Origin of the sequence: Paenibacillus alvei DSM 29, from assembly GCF_000293805.1 — a bacterium.
In the GTDB taxonomy this organism is placed as follows: domain Bacteria; phylum Bacillota; class Bacilli; order Paenibacillales; family Paenibacillaceae; genus Paenibacillus_B; species Paenibacillus_B alvei.
This window is the reverse complement of record NZ_AMBZ01000012.1, coordinates 43,160-66,347: the sequence shown is the minus strand read 5'-3', so window position 1 is coordinate 66,347 and position 23,188 is coordinate 43,160. Positions and strand designations below refer to the sequence as shown.

Genomic DNA, 23,188 nt, shown 5'->3' with positions numbered 1-23,188 from the left:
ATATGTCTATATCAAAAACAGAGGCAATAAAGTTGTTCGAATTAGGATTCCAGAGACCTTTATATGCGGACACGGTATATCCACAGGACATATTTGAATATCAAGATGCCGTTTGGGTTGTGGGTGGAAGGATTTTACCATCAGGGGCATTTCTCTGCGAGGAAGAGGTTTTTAAGAAGGGAGTATGGATACCAAGTATACTCGATTTAATGTCATGGCTTGAGGATAATGATTGCAAATTCAATTTATCATATACTGGAATAGGTTATAAACTAAAAGTTAGTGATAGCCATGAAATAGAGTACTCCTCTAAAGGTGCAACTCCGGAGTTTGCCTTTTACAACGTCATCATTAAGATTCTCAAGAAGTATGGAGGGAATCCCGTTAATAAAGAAATTGAAGTAATTGAAGCGGAATTTATTGAAAGAGAGGATTTATAAAAAGATGTACTAAATGGACCTTGGAGGTTATGCCTTCAAGGTCTTTTTTAACCCCCACCCAGTGCCGAATGAATCGGGCGGCATGTCCCGAAAGAACCTAACCCTCATCAACCCCGTATGATATTTTTCCAATATGGTTGTACGCACGTATAAAGTGTTTAATAATATCCCCCTTTATGACAAACCTCCTTCATTGTCATAACTCCGTAATCATCAGATACCACCGTGTTTTGATGCAAATACCTTACCTTCGCTTTCTCACGGTTTGCGAAATAAATTGAAATTGTAAATAATATCGCAACTCTAAAGCTACATAGTCCGACTACTAGGCTGAGCGAATGATTTGGTAATGGCTATTAACCGGGATCAATCCGTTACCAATTAAATTCCAAAGAGAGAGGGCGTATTTGAATGACAAAGAGTATACAAGAGAGATTGATAGAATTATCGTTAAACGAAGAGTGGCATAATTTCTTTTGTCCATTTCAACAGAATATGTACTACATTCCGTATCCTCATATGATTAGAAAGTGTTACGGCTTAAGTATTAATGAGCGGAATGTATTGCTTGACATTCTATGTCATTTAGGAGAAAACGAGGTAGCATTCCCCTCCCTAGAAACAATTGCTTGTAACTTGGGTATCAGCGAGTCCACAGTAAAATCTGCTATTACTTCGCTTGAGGAGAAAGGATTTATAAAGACAGTTCGTAAAAGAGGTCATGTGAATCGCTACAGAATTGATCAACTGGAGAGCAATCCTTATATTGCACTCTCTGAAACCGTCCATTACTTTTTGAAAAATTACCAACCCAAATCGGTCAATAAGTCATTGGTTAGATCAGTTATTTCAACCATCATCAATGGCGATTCTTATGATGCATACGCTAATAGAATAAGGAAGGCCTACACGTCAACTGACGAGTTTTTTCCTGATGTTTTATATGACACATTATCGGCTTTGATGATGGAAATCAGGGGAAAACTAAAGGATGAAAAAGACACTGAGGTATCTCTACCGATTTATTCCGATTACTGTCACTACTTTAATCTGTATCTCGAAAGTATCGGATTTGATGATGGCGATGAATATGACTGGGAAGAATTCCTTAATACCGAGAACGAGGAAGACTCTACTCAAGATCAATAATTACGGTTCTCGAAGGTGGAATTAAACTATAGAACAGGTAATTTCCACTGTTAGATTAGCCAATTATCATCTTCGAGAGAGTCGTATATTATCTTAGAATAATAAGAACTTAATAAAAGTAAATAAAGAAGATTAAAAGAAATACTGACAGACACGCCGTTGGCGGTCGAATCGACTGCTCAATCAATCTCTATTAGTTCGTCAATACTTACATTCATTGACTTACAAACGAGTTCTAGTGTCTCTAAGTAAACCCTATCTACATTGTCAGAACATAGGTGGTTGATGGTGCTTGCACGTAGTCCTGTCATTCGTGCAAGTTCCCGCTGAGACATTCCTTTCTGCTCCAACAACTGACGTAACTTTACTCGAATTGCCATTTTAGCCTCCTAGAGGGTAACGCTTAACCGTGCTGAATATAAAGAGATTATATCACCGTGAATATAGAAAGTCATTGTCTGTTACGTTTAAGCGGTATATAATATGACTAATGATTCGGTTAAGCGTTACAATAATCTCAATTATCGTAACGGGTGAGGAGGAAACATCATGAATGTCATTGGTTACGTCAGGGTTTCTACAAGCGGACAAGCCAAGGATGGCTACAGTTTAACGTACCAACAAGATGAAATCCGCTCTTATTGTCAGGAGCAAGGATGGAACTTGCAGGACATCTTTACGGATGAAGGTATCAGTGGGGCGAAGGTAGATGAAGATGCTCTTGAAGTGGACAGAATTGGCTTTCAGAGCATGTTATCTGCCTTAGCCACCCAAACCTATGACGCTGTGGTTGTCCTCAATACAAGCCGTTTATGGCGGTCTGACATTGTAAAAGTATTGGTTCATCGTGAGTTCAAGAAGTTCGGCGTAGATGTGAAGAGCATTGAGCAGCCGACTTATTCTATACATAAAAAGATCCAAATGATTTTCTCATCAATGGGTTGATGGAATTACTTGACCAATATCAACGACTTGAAATAGCTCTAAAGCTAAGTAGAGGACGCAACAAGAAAGCACAGCAAGGAGGATATGCAGGAGGACGGGCGGCCTATGGTTACAAAGCTCGTAAAGGACATAAAAGTATAGAAGTCCATGACAAGCAGGCTCAAGTTGTTAGAAGGCTCTTCGACTTGCGAGAGCAGTATGAGTCTTGGTCACTGTCTGAATTAGCATCACAACTGAATCTGGAAGGCTACACCACGCAACAAGGTAAATGTTTTACGAAAGTACAAGTGAAACGGATATTAGACCGCAAGGAATTGTATCAAGGTTTGTACCGTTACGGAGAATTTGAAGCTGTAGGGCTGCACAAAGCAATCATTTAACGAAGCATAGAAGGAATCAGAATTCGCTAGCGTATCTTTGCGGCTTGTCCGCTCGAACTGAGGATGCAACCTAATTTACAGACATGCTGTAAGCCATCCAAATTGGGTGGTTACGTATGGGTTGGAACTTTGTGCATACGATTCTCTATGTATTGCTTACTTGGTCTTATGCAGCTCTAACCTATCTGTAACCATTCAATAAAATTCAATTCATATAAGGAGCGAACAGTAATGATACAGCCAGATAAGCTTGTTTACGTGGGCGTAGACCTGCACAAACAGCATCACACAGCGGCGGTTATAATCGATTGTTGGAATCAGAAGCTAGATGAAATCAAGTTTGATAACAAGCCTTCCGCATTTACGCAGCTTGAGAAGAAATTAAAAAAATATACAAAGAACGGGCTATCAGTTGTATATGGTTTGGAAGATGTGGGTGGATACGGCAGAGCGTTAGCCGTTTACTTGAACGAAAAAGGGTGTTGGGTGAAAGAGGTCAATGCCAAACTAGCAAATGCAAGGCGTAAGAGCCATGTCACTGTTCAGAAGTCTGATTCATGGGATGCGGAATGTGTGGCTAAGGTATTAAGAGATAAACTTCCAAATTTACCAGATGCCAAACCCGTAGATTTTTATTGGGCAATAAGTCAGCTAGTTACGCAGCGTAAATGGCAAGCTAAAAACCTATCAGGAATAGTGAAACGTCTTCATCAGCAGCTCGGATACCATTACCCAAGTTATAAGAAGTTCTTTTCTGAGGTAGATGGAAAGACGGCGTTAGCCTTCTGGCATAAGTACCCCTCATCAAGGCATTTATCCGGTGTCGGGGCGGAGGAACTGGCGAAGTACCTTCGAAAGTTAAGCAATAATGGACTATCAATCAAGAAAGCGGAGCAAATACTCCATCTTATTGCTGAGGACGGCGATACATATCGGGGTTTTCAAGATAAACGGGATTTCCTTGTAAAGCGACTTGTACGGAGTATACGTTTTTATAAGAAAGAGTTGACTCGGATCGAACAAGAGATTAGAGACGTTATCAAGGAATTGGGTTTTCAATTGGAATCTATGACAGGGATAGATGTTGTAACAGCGGCAGAATTGGTAGCGGAGACAGGTGATATTCATCGTTTCTCTAACCCAGACAAACTTGCGCGGTTTGCGGGGGTTGCACCAATTTCAGTTGGATCAGGAGACAAGCATCGAAACTATAAGAGCAAGCAAGGCAATCGTGAACTTCATGATATCATTAAAGCGCTTGCAATTCGACAAATAGCAGTCACACGTGGGAAACGAGAGCCGCGTAATCCCTACTTCTACGCTTACTATGAGCAGAAAATGTCGGCAGGAAAGACTAAGCAGCAAGCCATTGTATGTATAATGCGTAAACTGGTTAACGTCATCTATTGCTTAATGAAGACCAAAGCAGTTTACACGATTCCAGAAGTACCCATTAAACAAGTAAGTTGATATACTAATGTTGGGCGGTGATTGGAAAACGGTTACCGTCCTTTTTATTGAATATAGTACGCTTTATTAACTAGGATACGTATGAAGGGGACATCAATGATCCGCTAAGTTTGAACTTGTATACGTATGTGGAGAATAATCCGCTACAGTACATTGATCCCACAGGTAATAGCAAATGTGCATTTACAGAAACTGCAATGGAATGCGTTGGGAACGGCAAAGGTGGAGGAGGCGGTTCTGCCAGTAACAGCTATGTGGGAAGTACAGTTGTTAGAGGTAACGCCTACGCACCTCCTCCGAAAATATCTCGTGTTTCGCCCAAGGTGAAATTTGAAGTTTCATGGAATGAAGCAAAATCATTTAACAAACTGAATATTGAAAAAGCATTAAAGCCTAAGGGGACGGGGAATGGTGCTAGTTCTTCAATTAAATCTGTAGATGATATATTGAAGGGGGCTAGTCCCGGTCGGGTTACCAAAGGAAAGGCGACGCAATACGGTAAGCCGGGAGGATACAAACATGCTTTAGATGATTTTAATAGCATGGGTGTAACCGGAGTAAAAGATATTCCGGGAGGTAAGGTAGGGAAACTTCCTGATGGAAGAACGATTAACGTTCGAGAAAAAAGCTCTGATGGACGACCTACACTTGAAATTTATGATGGAAAAAAATCAACCAAAATACGTTATGATGATTAAGGAGGGATAATTTGGAAGAGATTTGGGAAATATGGGAAGTTGGAAATGACCTAATAACAAAATATTATATTGAATCCGTAGCTGATAATATAGAGGGATTCCGTATAGTACTTTCTGATGCTACCGATGAATCTAAGAAAGTAGAAATATTATTCGAGGATTCGGTACATGCTTACAGAAGTACAGACGAAAGTTTTAGGCAAAGAACAATAAACAAACTTGATGAGCATTACGGGACTGAGTTCTATCGAAACAGCACTTTTTTCATGGTGACAAATTCGGAATACATTCAATGGCTATCCTTGCAGTCATATGGCATTGCTGACTCAGAGTCAGTATATCACTTTTCTATCTTAGCAATTGATTCAGTAGTGGATGTAATTGCCGCATACGAACCGAAGATTTCCAAACTATATTAATGTTTTGGGCGGTTAATCAATTTTGAGCTAACCGCTTATTCTTTTAATGGGGGCTACCCAGTGCCGAATGAATCCATCATTCAACCAAAATAACCCATACAAAAATGTAGAACAGGTTTACATTGTGACAGTAGGATCATACAATACAATGAACAAACCAAACACTAAACAATTTCACAAACATACTTGATAAACTTTCAAAGGCTTATTCCCACTTGAATGATAAGGAGGAATAAGCCTTTTTTGCATGCCTAAAACCAAAGGAGGATAATAACAATAGCAACAAAAACAGGGGGGTTAACTGCACAAGCTCGAAGTAAAGTATGAATCGGTTAGAGAACAGACCGCTAAGACCAAGTGGACGAGTTAAAACATTCAGGATGAACCGATCACAGGTGATGACAAAAGTAAATCAGTTGCTTGACCAAGCAGAAAGATTGACCTAATTTGCAGATCATTAGACTCTTATGCGAGGCTAGAAACGAATCGCACATGAAAAAACTTGAAATTGAAGCATCTGTGCTGAAGGAGAAGTTTGCCTATAACGAAAATATGCTGACTCATATCCTACACCATCTACGTTGACATGTTAAGGAAAGCTAAGCAGGCTGTATTCACGTATACATTTGATCGCCTGACTAGAAAATGTCTGGAATTAGCGCAGATACTGGACAAATGAGACCTATCATTATGATGGATTCAACCTTGCCGGTATACAGTAAGTTCAGAATCATACAGCGTTCGCGAACTACAGCTACACCTATGATAGCAACCGCAACATCGTAGCGAAGAACGACAACGGAGCAGCCTATCAATTCAGCTACGATCCATTGAATCGGATCAAGACGTCAAGCCAGTTCAATGAAGCATATGCGTACGATCAACGGGATAACCGCAGCACCCTGCAAAGCGATCAGGTACCGGACATTAAGGGAGCCAGCTACGCGTACGATAGCCGCAACCGCCTGACCCAAGTGACGACGGAAGACGGCAAAGCCGTCAGCTACCGCTATAATGGGGACAACCTCATGGTAGAACGCACCGAAGGCGGTGTAACGACCCGTTACTACTATAACGATAGAGCGAAGATCGTAGCGGAAGGAAGAGTAGAAGGCAACGGCAGCATCACCATTACCGCATCCTATGTCCATGATTCGGACGGCAAGCTGCTGGCTCGTCAGGTACCAGGACAAGGCATGCAATACTACGTATCCAACGGACACGGCGACATTACTGAGATTCGGGATGCACAAGGAAATGTGCTGAACCGCTATACGTACGATATCTGGGGCAATCCATTGGTTCAGGAGGAGCAGGTTCCGAACATTTTCCGCTACTCAGGCGAATACTGGGATGCAGCAACGAGTCTGCAATATTTGCGGGCAAGATGGTATGATCCAAGTATCGGGCGGTTTATTAATGAGGATACGTACGAAGGGGAACTGGGTAACCCGCTGACGTTGAATCTGTATACGTATGTGCAAAATAATCCGTTGAAATATATCGATCCTAGTGGGAACAGATATATACCGTCAGAGATGAATTCCATTCTCGAAGCGACTATGAAGATAACATCTACAGAAAGTAAAGCATATTCATACGCTTATAACTTGTTAAGTCGAGAGTATGCAGATGTATATGATAATAATCGTTTTAATTATTTGTTTGGTTTATTAACGCAAACAAGTGCATACAAGAATAGTGCAGGAAATGCGGACTGGGCAAGAGCGGAGTTAGCCAAGGATTACAGTAAATGGCATCAGGATATCTCTTTTGCGGAAGCTTTGGCTTCATTGGGACCAATAATCGGGGGCATAGGAAAAGCTAGAGAAGTTGGTGGAAAGGCAGTAATAAATCTGCCAGAAACACGATGGATTAAGCATGACGTATATAACGAATTGAAGAGATTACAGTTAGACAAAAAGTTTGTAAAGGCTAAAGATATGGGGTATGCAAAAGCTCGTAAAGGTGCAGATGGAATAATTGATTTAAGTCAGAATGAAATAGTTAAATATAAAGGCTATACTTACAACTATAAAATTAAAGTTGCAGGAGCTCCAAACCATGTAAGAGTTTATGGGAGGATAGATGAAAACGGCGCAATGGTATTTGACTACATGACAAGTGGGAAAAAGTAGATGGAAAGTGGTGAAATATGTGGACTTAAAATCGATTGAAGAAACATTTAATAACGTTTATGACTTTGAAATATTGAAGCATAAAACGGGTCAACGCCTTAAAGAATTAGTTCAAAATTACCCCAACAATTTTCTGAAAGATGAGCAAGGAAGTTTGCCAAAAGGTTTAAATTATTCAGACTTAAGCATTCGGTACAAATGTGTAAATATATTCATAAATAATTTTGACAGGGAGGTTCCTTTTTTTAGAATTTGTTTTGATTTAGTTCATCCAATGACAGGAATTCAAATTTTCTATTATGATGTTGATTACAATATTGATGGTAAGTTTTCGGATGAATACTTTGGTAGATACTAATAGTTAGCTTACATCCGACCTTGAGTTTTGAACTGACCCCTGTCAAGTCAATGTCATTAAGTTAACTACTTTAGAATCCCGATTGCCACAAGATTTATGGTAATTGGGATTTTTCATTGATTAGGTAGACATAATAACACTTCACAAAAAGAAAAAACACTTGACAAAGCTGGGGAATCGGCGTCCAATCCTTAAAGACACTTTTCAAGGAGGAACGCTGAATGAAAACGACGCTTAGACCTTCAAAAATCAAGGGAATTTTATCAAAAAATATCAAATCAATGGCAGCTACACTGGATGACTATGTTAGGAGACCTGGTCACGACTTTTCAAGAAACCGAAAACTAACTTTTGAGACTATGCTTCAAATGCTAATCGGTATGGGAGGGAATAGCCTTTGTAAGGAACTCTACGAATGGTTTTCTTTTTCTAAAGATACAGCATCGGTTTCAGCCTTTGTCCAACAACGCGAAAAAATATTGCCAAGCGCTATAGAAACCTTATTCCACAGATTTGTTGCATCATGCGATGAAAGCGTGTTGTTTAATGGGTATCGCTTATTTGCAGTAGATGGTACTGACTTACGACTGCCTACAAATCCAAGCGATTCAGAATCGTACATGAAAAATGAGAGCAATACTAAGGGGTATAATTTAGTCCATATTGACGCCATGTATGATTTGATGCGGCATGTTTATGTAGATGCGTCTGTCCAACCGAAAAAAGGGATGAACGAACATAAAGCCCTTGTCTCTATGGTAGATCGATCTAATTATTCAGGAAAAGTCATAGTTATAGCAGACCGAGGCTATGAATCTTTTAATAATATAGCCCATTTTCAGGAAAAATCATGGAATTACATTATACGTTCAAAAGAGTCTTACGGAATCATTTCTAAGTTAGCTATACCAGACCAGGCTGAGTTTGATATCCAAGTCACACTGTCGCTAACAAGACGACAAACTAAGCAAACCTTGTCCTTGTTGAAAAAGGACCCTGTCCGATATCGTTGGATACAGCCACATACAACATTTGATTATCTTTATCCAAAAGATGATCGCCTATACGATTTGTGCTTCAGAGTTGTCCGCTTTGCCATTTCTGATGTATCATATGAAACGGTTTTTACAAATTTAGATTTCGGGAATTTTCCGCCTGATACAATTAAAGAACTCTACAATAGGCGTTGGGGCATAGAGACCTCTTTCCGAGAACTCAAATATGCTGTAGGGTTAGGGAATCTACATAGTAAAAAGCCGGGCTCCATGCTACAAGAGGTATTTTCTCGATTCATCCTTTACAACTTCTCTGCCTTAATTGCACATCAAGCTCAGATTCCCAATGAAGCAACCAAGCGAATCAACTTCTCAGTTGCGATGCTTTTTTGTAGGCAATATTTTAGGGATAAACTCTCAGAAGATAGTCTTCTTGATCTGATTGCAAAACATCTATCTCTAATACGGAAAGGCAGAAAATTCCCACGATTCCAGAACCCAATATCTGCTGTTGGGTTTACCTGTAGGGTATCATAGACAACTCCAAGTTGAGAGTGACTACGTCACAGATGCAGGTAGTGCATCTGTATTTGTCATGCCAGAAATATAAAATTGGCGGACGACTTAGCTTATAGTCATTCGCCAATTTTACATCCGCAGGTCATTACTCTATTAACTTAATGACATTGCCTGTCAAGTAGAGTATAAAAAACAAAATAGCTCTGGCACCAACACTACACTTTTAGTTGGTGCCACTTTTTTATAATGCTGATCTGAGAAGGTATCGCCTGTACTACAATGGAGCCATACACTTTAAATTGAAACTGAAATCCGCAATTCTAGCGGGAACAGATATATACCTTCAGAGATGAATTCCATTCTCAAAGCGACCATGAAGGTAACTTCCACCGAAAGTAGAGTATATTCATACGCTTATGACTTGTTAAGTCGAGAGTATGCAGATGTATATGATACTAATCGTTTTAATTATTTGTTTGGTTTATTAACGCAAACAAGTGCATACAAGAATAGTGCAGGAAATGCGGACTGGGCAAGAGCGGAGTTAGCCAAGGATTACAGTAAATGGCATCAGGAAATCTCCTTTTCGGAAGCTTTGGCTTCATTGGGGCCAGTAATCGGGGGCATAGGAAAAGCTAGAGAAGTTGGTGGAAAGGGAAGAGCGAAATAACAATGGAGACGACTACATGGGAAATTTCAAGGTAATCTTTCTTGAAGATACTGAACTAGCTTTATTGTTGGTTAAGAAGTCAGTAAAGAATACATTTGTTTGACTATTAAAGAACTTTTTAAGCTAAAGTATTTTGATGATTTAAAGCCGATTGAGGAACCCATTGTTGGTAATCTCTTTGATGAGTAGGGGATTAGATTGCAATTACAGATTCCATTAAATCAGGCGGACGCTGTACCCATCATATCTCTTAGTAATGATGTATTTCCAACTAGAAGCAGATTGAACGAAAGGCGAAGTCCCGGCTTCGCCTTTTATATTTGCAAACAAGGGAAGGCTCACATGCCTAGCTACCAATACCGCGATCCGTCCCAGCGGTAATGGCTGAGCATTTCTTCATCGATAGCCAGCCCGATGCCGGTTCCATCTGGAATGTCTACGACTCCTTGGTGAACGCGAATCGGCGCCAATTCTGCAAACGGATTGTCCATCACATCCCACTCAATTGGTTCAATCGCTTCGTCCGTGTTCATTTTACTCCAGGGAGGCAAGCATGCGTGGGCTAATATTGCGTACCACCGGGCTAATGCACCATCGAAGGTATGCGGGGATACACGGATGGCCGCCGGACGCGCAAGCTTGAGCACATCGCGATAAGAATCGATTCCGCCAAGATGAAGCGGGTCAGGCTGAACAATATCCAGTGCTTGCTGACTTATGGCATGATGGAATATGGCAGGAGTCGCGATATTTTCGCCACCCGCAATTGGAATTTGCAGCTTATGCCGACAATGCGCATATTGATCCCATGCGTGCAGAGGAATCGGTTCTTCGAACCAGAGCCAATTGTCATACTGTTTGAGCAGGGAGTTCCAGTTGCAAGCTGCTGCGGCATCGTAGCTGCCATTGGCGTCCAATGCAATTCGTACATGCTTCCCATACCGCTCCTGAATGGCGCGGACATGCCGAATATCATCGTTAAGTGCTTTTCCCCCCACCTTTATCTTTAGATTCGTAAATCCCTGGAGAACTGCCCCCTCAATATCGCGCAGCGATTGGTTCATCCAATCCGTTGTTTCTGAGTACGATTGGAACGATGCGTACACCGGAAGCGATCGTCTAACCGCACCGCCCCAAAGCTCCCATGCCGATAATTTCGCATGATTCGCAACGATTTCCGTCAATGCCATGCTAACTGCTGCCGCCGGTCTATCATGCTTCTGCTTGGTCAATGCCGCAATGATTGAATTTCGCTCCCGAGCATCCTTTCCAAGCAGGAAAGGAATGACGGCCTGTTCAAATTCTGCTTTCAAGGAGGGAAGCCATCCCGAGCATTCGCCCCAACCGGTAAGCCCGGATTTCGTTGTAATTCTGATCAGGTAAGTGGAACGGAATTTTTTTAGACCATTGGCATCGCCGTACGGACGGGGGATTCGATATAACAACGGATACGTGTCGATCTTGTGAATTAGCAAGAGGAACCTCCATGAGAGAAATGATGATAGGGCTATGTTTTAAGTATGGGATATGTTGGAACACTTTTATAAGCGGCAATCGCAGCAAATTAGAACAAATTTAACGAGAAAGAGGGAAGGCGATGGGATGGGAAGGCTGGCCAATCGATCGAATGCTCATTTTGTTCGTCAGCTTGGCATTTTGTTTAATTGGCATACAAGTGACGATGTCTCATTATCGGCAAAATTTTCACCATAAAGCGATGTGGGTACCTGTACTGGCAGCTCCGCTATTTTTCGTGTTCGGGTTGATCCTCGTCTGTTATCACGCGGCTTGGCTGCGCGGTACATTCCAAATCTTGATGTGGGTAGGAGCTTTGGCGGGGCTTATCGGCTTCTATTTTCATGTACGCGGCGTAGGCAAGCGGGTCGGCGGTTATAAATCTCATAACTTTCTGATCGATCCGCCTGTCATCATGCCGCTTATGGTTACGGCGATGAGCTTGCTCGGGCTTATTGCGCTGTATTGGCGGACGTAATGATGAAGAACACTGTACGGGGGTGATTATTGATGGTGAAAAGAACTCGGTATCCTTCCTTCAATGTGATGGATGAACGTGAAGCATGGGACACCCATACGCAAGCCATCGTGACGAACAGGGTGCTAAAGCCGCAATCTTGTGTCGTGTTGGATGGCGAGGAACAACTGCTGCTGCGGCAAATATGCTCCGCGCTTGTCGATGACGAGCGCGAGGAAGTGATTCGATACGTGCTTGCCCATGTCGACCGGACATTGAAGGAAACGACGGGGGAAGGAGAACGTAAAGCTGGCATACCGGAACGGAAAACGCTCATACTTGAGGGCATTCAGCATGTAGGCCAACTCATGTGTCAACTGACGGGAACAAAAGCAACCAAATGGGACGTGCAGAAGGTGACCGAAGTCCTGCAGCAAATTAGCGAAGGAAGAGCGGGTTTTGCAACATGGTCAAGTGATCTCCAGCGAGAATGGTTCGTGAAAATGCTGAATCTGACTGTCGAGGCGTATTGCTCGTATCCAGTTGTATGGTCGGAGATGGGGTATGCCGGTCCCGCATATCCGCGCGGCTATGTTCGCGGCGATATCGGAAGGCTTGATCCATGGGAGGCGAAGGAAGAAGCATGATACTGCGTAAATTTGCCGATGAGGCTGATGTCGTAATCGTAGGCGCCGGTGCTGCGGGCGGGGTGCTTGCGAAGGAATTGAGCGAGGCTGGATTTCGCGTTGTTGTGCTGGAAGCAGGTCCATTCCGCGATCCGCAGCAGGATTTTGCAAGCGATGAGCTTACGATGAAAAATTTAGGCTGGCAGGATACTCGTATTGTAGATGGAAAAGACCCGCTGACGATGGGACATAACAATTCAGGGCGCGGCGTAGGCGGGGGAACGGTACATTTTACGGCCGTTTTTCTACGTTTCCATGAATCTGACTTTCGAACAAGAACGTTGGATGGCGTAGGGGAGGACTGGCCCATACAGTATGAGGATCTGGAGCCGTATTACTCGCGCATTGAGAAAGAAATAGCGGTGTCCGGTCCGAAGCATTTTCCTTGGGGCAGCTATCATGGCCCTTATCCGCATCCGGAACGGGATCCGCTGAGTCCGAATGCTTATGTGTTCATGAAGGGCTGCGAAAAGCTGGGGATTCGATCTTCCGTTCCGCCCCTTGCGATTATATCGGCACCATTCGACGGCCGTCCGCCGTGCATTAATAGAGGCTTCTGCAATCAAGGATGCATGCCGAATTCGAAATTCAGCACCTTAATTGTGCATATCCCGAAGGCGATCAATGCTGGGGCAGAGGTACTTGCCGATTGTATGGTAACGCAAGTATTGACGGGAAGCGACGGCAAGGCAACTGGCGTAACGTTCGTGCATGAAGGCGTGACCTATGAGCAGAAGGCAAAGGTGGTTATTTTGTCCGCCTACGCGGTTGAGACCCCGCGATTATTGCTTCATTCCGCAAACAGCCAATTTCCGGACGGGCTTGCCAATAGCAGCGGGTGGGTCGGCAAAGCGATCATGCCGCATAGCAGCGAGGATGTATACGCGAAGTTCGACCGCGATATTCGTCTGTACAAGGGGACGCCGGTATTGGCAACGACACAAGACTTTTATGAGACGGACAAGAGCAGGGGATTTGCGCGAGGCTACACCCTCCATGCACATGGAGCAAGACCCGTCGGATTCGCCCAAGGTTTGAGCAAGGCCCGTACAGGCCCGATCTGGGGGAGTCGGCTTAAGGAAGAACTGCTAGACTATAATTACTACGGAAGAATTACGATGGTAGGAGAAGTGCTGCCGAATCCGGACAACCGCGTAACGCTAACCGATGAGCAGGACGAGAACGGCGTGCCGCGAGCCAAGGTTACGTTCAGCTATGGAGAGAATGACCGCAACCTTATCGACCATGCCGTAGGCACAATGAGCGCCATTCTGGAAGCGGAGGGCGGAGAGGTCAAATATATCGTGCCGGATACTGCTCATCTTATGGGAGGCTGCCGGATGGGCAGTAATCCACAGTCTTCGGTCGTCAATTCGTACGGGCAATGCCACGATATCCCGAATCTGTTCGTCTGCGATGCCAGCATATTCGTGACCTCCGGAGGCGGCAATCCAACAAACACCGTAATGTCGCTCGCGCTGCGAACCGCAGATTATATTAAGGAACAAGCAAAAAAGCTTCAACTGTAGACAGCATGTTTCTTCACTGTGCGATTCAAATGAACAACATATTCGTCATGCAAGTAGACCACAGGATCCTTTGTTTCCTGTGGTTTTGTTGTGTGACTGTATCGTTTATGCAGGGGCAGACCTCGAGAAAAGTACGGTAAACATATATAAAACCCGGCATCTGAACGACACCGGGTGGACATTATATGAAATTTTTTGGAATTACTCTGTAATTTTTTCAAGGACAGGCATGATCGCAATTGGCGGAAGCGACTTTGTCATCGCTTTGTAATGCACATTTAATTGGTCGCCTACTGCATATGTCCCATTTTCCGGAACAGGAACTAATAATATTTTTCCCTGATTAACGAGCTCCCACCACTCTCCTTGCAAGGCTTGCTCTTTTGTGGGCGCATTTACAATGGTCATGTACGTGTCGCCAACGGAACTGACAAAGCCAGTGAAAGTGGATTGATCCTGTTTATCCACGGCCGAGACCGAAATGTTGTTCGATGCGGATTCATCCGCATGGGCAAGCGCAGGTGTCGCTCCTGCTGCAACCCCTAAACCTAATGAGAGAGTGAGTACCGCAACTACCAAATTTTTCGTAATCATGTTTGTAACCCTCCTTCTATATTTTGGTACAGGAATATATTTCTATATAAAAGCTTTGTATCCTTTATTATTTCTTTTTATTAACAAATCTGTCACATTTAGAATTTTGGGAATTTTTTATTGATAAAAAGAACATTAAATTGAGCCGGGCGCATACCGCGTCGGTGGATTTACAGGAAGCTGGCCGTTCCAGAATACTTTTAGACTTGATTATATATTTTAATTGGCGTAACATTAAAACAAATGGATTAAATATGTATAAATGGGAGTGATTGTAAAGTGTTAACTGAATTACAAAAAGAGTTTTTTCTCTCGGTTGCAGATATCTCCAAAAGAAGATGTAACCTTTGAGGATTTACATGGAATCTTACTGCAAATGGGATATGTATTGCCCTATGAAAATTTAGACGTCATGGATAAGAATGTCCGCAACATTTCTAGAGCGAGTGTTCAAGAAAAATTGCTGTTAACCCATCGCGGAGGACTCTGTTACGAACTCAATTCCTTATTATACTATTTTTTGGTTGATTGTGGGTTTGATGTCTATCGAGTAGTTGGTACGGTCTATGATTTGGGGACTAATAATTGGAAGCCTGATGATGGGCATGTCATTATTATTTTAAATCATAATGATCAGAAATATATTATAGACGGGGGATTTGCCTCACATCTTCCCTTATATCCAGTCCCATTCAGCGGTGAAGTCATCTCATCCCAAACCGGAAAATACCGTATCCGTAAACAAAATACTGAGAAAGGAACCTATCTGCTAGAAATGAAAAAAGGAGAGAATGGGGAGAGTGCTCATTTCCTTGATTCTGAACCTACAAATACATGGTGTGTTGGGTATGCATTTACATTAGATGAAATAGATACTGATAAAGTAAATCTGGTACAAAATACGATTGTTGAGCACCCAGAATCCCCCTTTAACAAAAGACATATTGTCTGTAAATTAATTGAAGGCGGGCATATTTCACTAACGAAACGAAGTTTTACACAAACCAAAAACGGTAAAAAAGAAAACGAACGATAAACGAAGAAGAGTTTTGTCAGATTCTTGAGGAGGATTTTGATATTATTCCGAATAAATACGTTGCTAATTTTTAGAAAGATACCGTGTAAATTGAACTAATGATCTTCTAGCTATGAAAGTTCATTTGCTAATGAACTCCTAAATGTGGCTTCAGCAACGGCGTTATCGTAACGAAAACCTTAGAGAGCGACCGATTTGAAAAGCAGTCAACGTTTCATCGATTGAGGTTTATATTTCTCTTTGATCAAATTAATAAAAATGGAAAGTGGATGAGTAAAAAAGTGGAAAGTGGATGGTTACAAACGAATTCTTACATGTTAATTTGTAATTAAATAATTATTTGTACTTAAATAATTATAAATAATTACAAAAGGAGAAATTTATTGTGGGAAATTATCCTAAATATCGCGCAGCAGCCGTCCAGGCTGCACCTGTATACTTGGATTTAGATGCAACAGTTGAGAAATCTTGCAAATTGATTGCTGAAGCAGCATCAAATGATGCAAAATTAGTTGCTTTTCCCGAAGCTTTTCTTCCCGGTTATCCTTGGTTTGCGTTTATTGGTCATCCAGAATATACAAAAAAATTCTATAAGGACCTCTACAAAAATGCAGTTGAAATTCCAAGCTTGGCTATTCAAAAAATAAGTGAAGCAGCTAGGAAACACGAAACTTACGTATGTATTTCTTGTAGTGAAAAAGATGGTGGATCTTTATATTTAACTCAACTTTGGTTTAATCCCAAGGGGGATTTAATTGGAAAACATCGAAAGATGAGAGCATCTGTTGCTGAAAGACTTATATGGGGGGACGGAAGTGGAGGCTTGATGCCAGTATTTAAAACAGAGCTTGGTAATTTGGGCGGACTGATGTGTTGGGAACACCAGGTTCCTTTAAATCTGCTTGCAATGAATTCACAAAATGAACAAGTACACGTAGCCTCCTGGCCAGGATACTTTGATGATGAAATCTCAAGTCGATATTATGCTATTTCAACTCAAACCTTTGTTTTAATGACATCCTCTATATATTCGGAAAAAATGAAAAGCATGATTTGTTTAACACCTGAACAAAAAGAATACTTCGATACATTTAAGAGTGGACATACTTGTATTTATGGACCTGATGGAGAACCAATTAGCGATATGATTCCTGCAGAAACGGAAGGAATTGCTTATGCTGAAATAGATATAGAAAAAATAATTGATTATAAATATTACATCGATCCTGCCGGTCACTATTCTAACCAAAGCTTAAGTATGAATTTTAATCAAAATCCTACACCTGTTGTTCGTAAGTTTGGAGATAACGAGACTAAGAAAATTACTTACGAGGAAATCAATCTACAGATTGGCAGTCAAACTTTTTAGGTGAAAATGCTTCCTTTTTATAAGCGGTAATCGCAGCGAATGCTCTTTTTGTTCGTAAGCTGTGGCAGAACCAGACAAAAGTATTGTGAAAATACGTAAAACCCGGCATCTGAATGATGCCGGGTTAGCATTATGCTATTTTTCGAAACTACTCTGTGATTTTTTCAAGGACAGGCATAATCGCAATTGGCGGAAGCGACATCGTCATCGCTTTGTAATACACATTTAACTGGTCGCCTACTGCATAGGTTTCATTTTCTGGAACCGGAACTAATAATACTTTTCCCTGATTAACGAGCTCCCACCACTCTCCTTGCAAGGCTTGCTCTTTTGTGGGCGCATTTACAATGGTCATGTACGTGTCGCTAATGGAACTAACAAATCCGGTGAAAGTGGATTGATCCTGTTTGTCCAGGGTCGAGACCGAAGTGCTGTTCGATGCGGATGAATCCGCATGGGCAAGCGCAGGTGTAGCTCCTGCCGCAAACCCTAGACCTAATGAGAGAGTGAGTACTGCAACTACCAAATTCTTTTTTGTGATCATGATTGCAATCTCCCTTCTATATTTTGGTACAGGAATATATTTCGATATAAAAACGTCGTATCCTTTATTATTTCTTTTTATTAACAAATCTGTCACATATAGAATTTTGGTAGTTGCTTTTTAGGCTATATGACCCTATTGAATACAGAAGATCAGCCCTTAAAAAAGCTGTTTGATTTACTATTAACAATCCAAATTAAGCAAAAACGATTTGTAAAAATTCAGTATATTCCATATAATAGTAAGTATCAAAATTGAAAAACGGGAGATATAAATAGTGAATAGAAGATATAATGAAAACACAAAGAAAATTGTAGCATTTGTAAGTGCATTGTCTCTTCTTGTAGGTATGGTTCCACATGGTTCTATCTTCGAGCCGATAAAAGCAGAAGCGGCATCTTGCAGCGGCTTGTCTTGTGCTGAAATAGGTCCAGATGGAAAAAGCTATAGGGTAAATGTAACGGGTGGCGGTCCTAGTTATACTATTTCTGTGATGAAAGATAGAAAAATCATTGGACAACAGTCTGTATACTCTAGCAATGGCATATGGAAATTATCATCTGTTTATTTCTCAGGAAACAATTTAGTTGTCAATTGGTCAAATAATGGAGGAACATCTGATTCGACAACTTTCAATAATATCGTCCTTCCAGATGATAATGAGCCTCCTATTTTAAAGTTAACCTCTTCTAAAGTAAGTTTGGCAGATGGAAGTGTAACAATTAATATTGATGCAACAGATAATATGGGTGTAACGTCATTGCAAATAGCTCCAGGCTCAAGATCAAATTATGATTTTTACAAAATTTATAATCTTGGAACATCTAGAACTTATGTTGTGCAATCAAATGGATGGTACACCGTCATTGCAAAAGATGCGGTTGGAAATACAACATATCAGGACATCCATATTACAAATTCTCGCTCATGGGTAAATCCTGGACTTGTTAACGGCCAGGTGCAGTCTGTTGCCTTGGGAGGAAACGTTCCAGGACCTGATGCTTTGTATAATGTTGCCTATGTTCAAGGTACAGGGGAGCTCATGGTACAACGTTCAGGAGGAGCTAACTTTCAGAAGATGCATATTTCAAATTTCTTATCAATAGATCGCATGTACTTTCACAATAATGATCTAGTAGTTGTATATAGATCTAATTCTTCCGAGATTCTAAATGTTACATTTAAAAATATAGCGGGCTCCGAAGATTCGACTGAACCAACGATGCAGATGTGATTAACGCTAAAAATTCTACTAAAATATGAATCAGACTCTTTATAGAAAAAAAGCTCATAAATGACATTTTGAAAAGAGAGGGGGTTCAGAGAACTGATCCCCTTGTCAAGAATACTAAAAAAGAAGACGGTTAAGCAGTTGATAAATGATGATTTCTGTACTGCACAGGGGTCATCTTTTTTAATCCCCATTGATATCTGTGATTATTGTAGTCCTTGATATAGCGATCTATTTCGCGTTGCAGTTCGTCTATGGAAGTGCAGTTGCGGCTGATGACGTGGTCTTTCAGGCGGCGTTGCTTCATGAGACGCTCAATTGTATCCGTCGCTGTAGACAAGGTGAGACGAGTGGCATGTACAGTTATTAAATTATTTTCAAATGGGTTCGTATTCTCGTTGATTGAAGTGTAGCTTGTCTACCTGTCAAAGGCTGTGTGGAAAATTAGCACCTTACAAGGTAACGGTGATCGCTAGCGCCAACAAGCTACTCTACATCACATTTAAGCTACCTTGAAATAGAGGTCAGCCTTTTCATCCTTAAAACCTTCATTTCGGAAAAACTCCACACTTAGAAAAACTGAATTTAGGGGATGCAAATACATTTCCTCACGAAACGGGCCTTAGAAGCGATTCTAGAGGCTCGTTTTCTCTGACAGCTTAGTTTTTTGAAAAAAGTGAATTTTTGCAGGGTTCTCTATAAGTTTCCTTTTTACGATAAGATTCATGGAATTTTCCTTAATTAAGAAAAAGGAGATTAAAGGAAAATCATGATAAGGTTGAAACAGGGAGCGGCCATGAAGTGAGAGGACATTCAATGTGAGACAGAATGGAGATAAGTTTTAGTTTGCTGCTTTTCTAGCTCATATGGGCTCCAGAATGAGATAGGTGTATAGACTCAAATTCCAATCTTTTGAGTTTGGAACATAGTTTTGGAATGAGAGTTCTTATACAAAGTATGAAAAGAGGGAGGTGAAAAAAATGGAAGTTGCGTATGGAAAAGATGATAAAGAACATAAGCCATATATCATTAATGTTGAGGATCAGGAAGGAAATAACTTGTTTGGTGTTGGCGTTCTCACTGGTGTGCAAGAACTAAGAATGGACGGCGACACATACTGTTGTTCATGCTGCTGTGGAAAAGGCGGTGGAGCTGCGCAGGCTAAGAAAATAAAGATATAAAAGGAACAGAGGCTGTGATTTTATGCAGCCTCTAAGCAGTAAGGTATGGAGAGTATCAGAACAACTTTGAATAAGGGGTGAGTAATAATTGTATACAGTTGGAAACTTCATTTATCATGAATTGCCTAGCGGTGATATCGTTGTACAAAATCAAGCTGGTATAGTGATGATTAATAATGAGCAAATGAAGGATTGGATTAAAATTCTTGATACAAAGACTAACACCGATCTTTCTGAAGGTGGAATCAGACAACACTTTAGAGAATACTGTGATCAATCCATTGAATTTTTGCTTAAGTATAAAATTATTCAACACAAGATACAATATAGCTTCAATGTCTCTACTGTTCATTTTTTTACAAATAACAGAGCCGTTGCACATAATATTAAGCAGCATATGAGCAATTTTTTCTCAGATTTTAATCTTAATTTTTCTGTAGTAGATTCCCCATTAGGATCTAAAAATTCCAATCTTCTAAATATTATATTTTTAAATCCTTATGATAAAAAACTGGCAACAGAAATTGTATCCGAAACGAAAAAGAATGGGAACTTGTTGTTGATGACATATACATACAATAATAGTTTTTACATTGATTCACTGTATTGTCATAAATGGAAGAAGCCATGTCACCTATGTCATATGGGTCACATTGAATCTCAATTACGGACCAGCCAGTTTGGGGAACTTACTTATCAGAATTTAATAGATTTGCTTTATAATCAAGAACCCAACTTTCAAGTGGAAACTTCACTCAATGTAATTGATATCTATTCTATTGTAACGATGATTTTTAACTATTTAGATAAGTTGATATTCCGTACAAAAGGAAATGCCTTATTTTCTAATGAAGCACTGGAAGATATCAATTATTCGATCATGTATGACTTGCAAACCAAAAAGATAGCTAAAGATATCAGTATCCACTGGGAGTTGTGTGATTGTTATGAATAAGTATGTTATCACGAATCAAAGTGATTATTGGGATTTGATGCTTTATAAAATTATGGACAATCATTCGTTCAATGATGTAATGAAATTTCATCAGAGTTCTACAATGGTCAAAAACGGTAGCAGCATTTCTCCATATAATCAGGAGGTGCTTCTATGGCTTAATCAGGTCGAGAATACCGACATTGTACCCAATTTTTTTGAATTAGAAGTTCATCTGCCACCGGTATCAAAGATTAATCATCAAGGAAGTATTAGAAGCTTTAAGCTTAATGAGCCGCTTGGATTATCCCTTCTGAGTCAAATTCTTCATTTATCATTTGGTCGAAGTGCTGAATCTACATCCAAACGTTATCCTTCTGGAGGAGGACTTTACCCTGTTTTTCCGGTCCTAGTTATTTTAGAAGGGGACAATACTAATTATCCGCGAGGATCATATATTTATGACAATAAGCATAATTCTATAAAACTAATTAAACAATGGAGCGATGAAGATTTTGAATCCTTACAAGGAACAATAAACTCGTGGGAAAGGAGAATGTATTCAAATTATTTTATAGCATATGCCATTGATATCCCTAGAGCAATAGCAAAATACAAAAGAAGAGGGTACAGGCATGCATTAATAGAGGTCGGAACCATGGCTCAATCTTTACGTGAGTCAATATTGGATTTGAATCAATCTTTAGGGGATCTTTGTTGGTCCGGATTTGATGATAATGCATTAACTTACCTGTTAGGCTTAAATCCAAGGATATGCCCTGTAGCTTTAATACAGTGGTTTGGGAGGATGAGTTAGTCATACTGTACATACTTAGAGATCAATTGAAGTTTAATATACCAGAGAACAGATTTATCAACGGTAAAGATTATAAATCTTTTTTGTATCTCGGTAGTATCATCAGAAATCAATATATCAGTCCAACAGGATGTAATGCTATAAGTGAAACGAAACGATTATCTTTATATAAAGCATTTTCGGAATCTTTGGAAAGAAAATCCTTAATGGCAGGGGGGGATCCACTTATCGGCAATATGGTACCTACCTTTGAACTGATTAGTGGGAAACCCTCATGTTTACCCTTTGAACGGACCATCTATAGATCGGATAAAACGCAAGCTATCGACACTACAGGGACGGCTGCTCATTACAATTCATTTAATGCAGTTACAAAAGCTATTTTAGAATTACTCGAAAAAAATGCGTTATTTACTTTCTGGTATGGGAAAATTGGAAGCATTATTCCTAATATATTGTTTGAGGATAATCTATATTATAAGAAATTAAATTTGGAAGATTGTAAAGTAATGATCTTCAAAAATGACGTTTTCGCACCAATTATAGTAATTATAAGTATTGTGGTAAAAAATAATATTATCGTTTCCAGTGGTGTGGCGGCATCATGTAGCTTTGAAGAGTCTTTAAATCACTCGATTAGAGAGGCGTACCTGTTGAAATGGCAATTGCAGAGAACTGATATTTATGAAAATGGGATCAATAGTAAAAGCATAAATGAAAGGGCTCTTGAGCATCTGTCTTCTTTTTCAATTGCTGATTGTACAATTTTCCCTTCTTCAGATACAATATATACAAAAATTACCGAATATTTGCCGGAGTGGATTGATAATTTACATGTGATTTTTTTGAAAAACACTACGTTTCCTTACTTGAATTGTGTGAAAGTTTATTCATCAAATTTGTATAATCATATTCCTAGTAAGCGACTTATTAATTTGGATTGTGATATTAACAAACATGTTACTAAATTGACAACTAGGAATTTAGAGTCTTATCCAGAATGTTTGGTCGTATAAGGAGGTGTACTGTGCTAGTAAAAAACTATAAAAAGGGAATCCATTTATTGGTGACTTGTGGGTTGTGGACCAGTCAATATTTTTGAATAATACGAAGC

Annotated in this window: 19 protein-coding genes and 5 pseudogenes; 19 read left to right on the top strand and 5 right to left on the bottom strand. The window is 40.4% G+C overall.

All coding sequences use genetic code 11. The features are described from left to right. Positions 1 to 2: 2 nt before the first annotated feature. Both PAV_RS28010 and PAV_RS28005 read left to right on the top strand, forming a co-directional pair. Positions 3 to 440, top strand: a complete 438-nt coding sequence (locus PAV_RS28010; RefSeq protein WP_040737102.1) for a hypothetical protein — start codon at positions 3 to 5, stop codon at positions 438 to 440. 411 nt (positions 441 to 851) lie between these two features. Further along, positions 852 to 1,589: a helix-turn-helix domain-containing protein gene (locus PAV_RS28005; RefSeq protein ID WP_005551665.1), complete on the top strand. Its 738-nt coding sequence runs from the start codon at positions 852 to 854 to the stop codon at positions 1,587 to 1,589. 179 nt (positions 1,590 to 1,768) lie between these two features. Here the strand turns inward: PAV_RS28005 and PAV_RS28000 are convergent, their stop codons facing one another. Next, entirely contained in the window at positions 1,769 to 1,969 is a 201-nt protein-coding gene (locus tag PAV_RS28000) for a helix-turn-helix domain-containing protein (protein ID WP_005551664.1), read from the bottom strand. 169 nt (positions 1,970 to 2,138) lie between these two features. Here PAV_RS28000 and PAV_RS27995 point away from each other — a divergent pair. The 7 genes and pseudogenes from PAV_RS27995 to PAV_RS27965 all read left to right on the top strand — a co-directional run bounded on the left by PAV_RS27995 (position 2,139) and on the right by PAV_RS27965 (position 9,529). After that, positions 2,139 to 2,914 (top strand): annotated as a pseudogene (locus tag PAV_RS27995) (recombinase family protein). Positions 2,915 to 3,145: 231 nt separating this feature from the next. Next, complete coding sequence (locus PAV_RS27990) at positions 3,146 to 4,384, top strand: IS110 family RNA-guided transposase (RefSeq protein WP_005551662.1); 1,239 nt, start codon at positions 3,146 to 3,148, stop codon at positions 4,382 to 4,384. Between the two features lie 59 nt (positions 4,385 to 4,443). Then, positions 4,444 to 4,554: pseudogene (locus tag PAV_RS37790) on the top strand (RHS repeat-associated core domain-containing protein); the annotation flags it as partial. A 539-nt stretch (positions 4,555 to 5,093) separates the two neighbouring features. Then, positions 5,094 to 5,501 (top strand): hypothetical protein, encoded by a 408-nt coding sequence (locus PAV_RS27980; RefSeq protein WP_005551658.1) that lies wholly within the window; start codon positions 5,094 to 5,096, stop codon positions 5,499 to 5,501. A gap of 755 nt (positions 5,502 to 6,256) precedes the next feature. Further along, a pseudogene (locus tag PAV_RS36630) lies at positions 6,257 to 7,639 on the top strand (RHS repeat domain-containing protein); the annotation flags it as partial. A gap of 19 nt (positions 7,640 to 7,658) precedes the next feature. Then, complete coding sequence (locus PAV_RS27970) at positions 7,659 to 7,997, top strand: hypothetical protein (protein WP_040737101.1); 339 nt, start codon at positions 7,659 to 7,661, stop codon at positions 7,995 to 7,997. A 221-nt stretch (positions 7,998 to 8,218) separates the two neighbouring features. Further along, positions 8,219 to 9,529: an IS4 family transposase gene (locus PAV_RS27965; RefSeq protein ID WP_005551652.1), complete on the top strand. Its 1,311-nt coding sequence runs from the start codon at positions 8,219 to 8,221 to the stop codon at positions 9,527 to 9,529. A 1,002-nt stretch (positions 9,530 to 10,531) separates the two neighbouring features. Here PAV_RS27965 and PAV_RS27955 read toward each other — a convergent pair. Beyond that, a complete protein-coding gene (locus PAV_RS27955) occupies positions 10,532 to 11,656 on the bottom strand; it encodes a mandelate racemase/muconate lactonizing enzyme family protein (RefSeq protein ID WP_005551648.1) in 1,125 nt (374 codons plus the stop codon). Between the two features lie 122 nt (positions 11,657 to 11,778). On the opposite strand from PAV_RS27955, the gene PAV_RS27950 reads away from it, so the two are divergent. From PAV_RS27950 to PAV_RS27940, 3 genes are read left to right on the top strand one after another with little or no spacing between them, the layout of a single operon-like run. Beyond that, on the top strand, positions 11,779 to 12,174 hold the full coding sequence (locus PAV_RS27950; protein ID WP_005551647.1) for a hypothetical protein: 396 nt from the start codon (positions 11,779 to 11,781) through the stop codon (positions 12,172 to 12,174). Between the two features lie 32 nt (positions 12,175 to 12,206). Then, on the top strand, positions 12,207 to 12,800 hold the full coding sequence (locus PAV_RS27945) for a gluconate 2-dehydrogenase subunit 3 family protein (protein WP_005551646.1): 594 nt from the start codon (positions 12,207 to 12,209) through the stop codon (positions 12,798 to 12,800). Beyond that, positions 12,797 to 14,368: a GMC family oxidoreductase gene (locus PAV_RS27940; protein ID WP_005551645.1), complete on the top strand. Its 1,572-nt coding sequence runs from the start codon at positions 12,797 to 12,799 to the stop codon at positions 14,366 to 14,368. Before PAV_RS27945 ends, PAV_RS27940 begins: the two co-directional genes overlap by 4 nt. A 201-nt stretch (positions 14,369 to 14,569) precedes the next feature. Here the strand turns inward: PAV_RS27940 and PAV_RS27935 are convergent, their stop codons facing one another. After that, positions 14,570 to 14,962: a hypothetical protein gene (locus PAV_RS27935; RefSeq protein WP_005551644.1), complete on the bottom strand. Its 393-nt coding sequence runs from the start codon at positions 14,960 to 14,962 to the stop codon at positions 14,570 to 14,572. 279 nt (positions 14,963 to 15,241) lie between these two features. Between PAV_RS27935 and PAV_RS27930 the strand changes: the two are divergent. Beyond that, a pseudogene (locus PAV_RS27930) lies at positions 15,242 to 16,072 on the top strand (arylamine N-acetyltransferase family protein). Between the two features lie 308 nt (positions 16,073 to 16,380). Further along, complete coding sequence (locus tag PAV_RS27925) at positions 16,381 to 17,367, top strand: carbon-nitrogen hydrolase family protein (RefSeq protein WP_040737100.1); 987 nt, start codon at positions 16,381 to 16,383, stop codon at positions 17,365 to 17,367. 148 nt (positions 17,368 to 17,515) lie between these two features. Here the strand turns inward: PAV_RS27925 and PAV_RS27920 are convergent, their stop codons facing one another. Beyond that, on the bottom strand, positions 17,516 to 17,911 hold the full coding sequence (locus tag PAV_RS27920) for a hypothetical protein (RefSeq protein ID WP_005551641.1): 396 nt from the start codon (positions 17,909 to 17,911) through the stop codon (positions 17,516 to 17,518). 277 nt (positions 17,912 to 18,188) lie between these two features. On the opposite strand from PAV_RS27920, the gene PAV_RS27915 reads away from it, so the two are divergent. After that, the gene (locus tag PAV_RS27915; RefSeq protein WP_005551638.1) at positions 18,189 to 19,145 is read left to right on the top strand and encodes a hypothetical protein; all 957 of its coding nucleotides are present in this window, start codon (positions 18,189 to 18,191) and stop codon (positions 19,143 to 19,145) included. A gap of 130 nt (positions 19,146 to 19,275) precedes the next feature. On the opposite strand, the pseudogene PAV_RS33910 reads toward PAV_RS27915, so the two are convergent. Then, positions 19,276 to 19,434 (bottom strand): annotated as a pseudogene (locus tag PAV_RS33910) (IS3 family transposase); the annotation flags it as partial. Between the two features lie 688 nt (positions 19,435 to 20,122). Between PAV_RS33910 and PAV_RS27910 the strand changes: the two are divergent. The 4 genes from PAV_RS27910 (at position 20,123) to PAV_RS27895 (ending at position 23,090) form a co-directional block, all read left to right on the top strand. Further along, positions 20,123 to 20,323, top strand: coding sequence for a hypothetical protein (locus tag PAV_RS27910; RefSeq protein WP_005551636.1), 201 nt, complete (start codon positions 20,123 to 20,125; stop codon positions 20,321 to 20,323). An 88-nt stretch (positions 20,324 to 20,411) separates the two neighbouring features. Further along, a complete protein-coding gene (locus PAV_RS27905) occupies positions 20,412 to 21,278 on the top strand; it encodes an McbB family protein (RefSeq protein ID WP_005551635.1) in 867 nt (288 codons plus the stop codon). Beyond that, positions 21,271 to 22,074 carry a nitroreductase family protein gene (locus PAV_RS27900; RefSeq protein ID WP_005551634.1) on the top strand — a complete coding sequence of 268 codons (804 nt, stop codon included), beginning with the start codon at positions 21,271 to 21,273 and terminating at the stop codon, positions 22,072 to 22,074. The genes PAV_RS27905 and PAV_RS27900 overlap by 8 nt, the downstream gene beginning before the upstream one ends. A gap of 26 nt (positions 22,075 to 22,100) precedes the next feature. Beyond that, positions 22,101 to 23,090: a YcaO-like family protein gene (locus tag PAV_RS27895; protein ID WP_157267333.1), complete on the top strand. Its 990-nt coding sequence runs from the start codon at positions 22,101 to 22,103 to the stop codon at positions 23,088 to 23,090. Positions 23,091 to 23,188 lie beyond the last annotated feature (98 nt).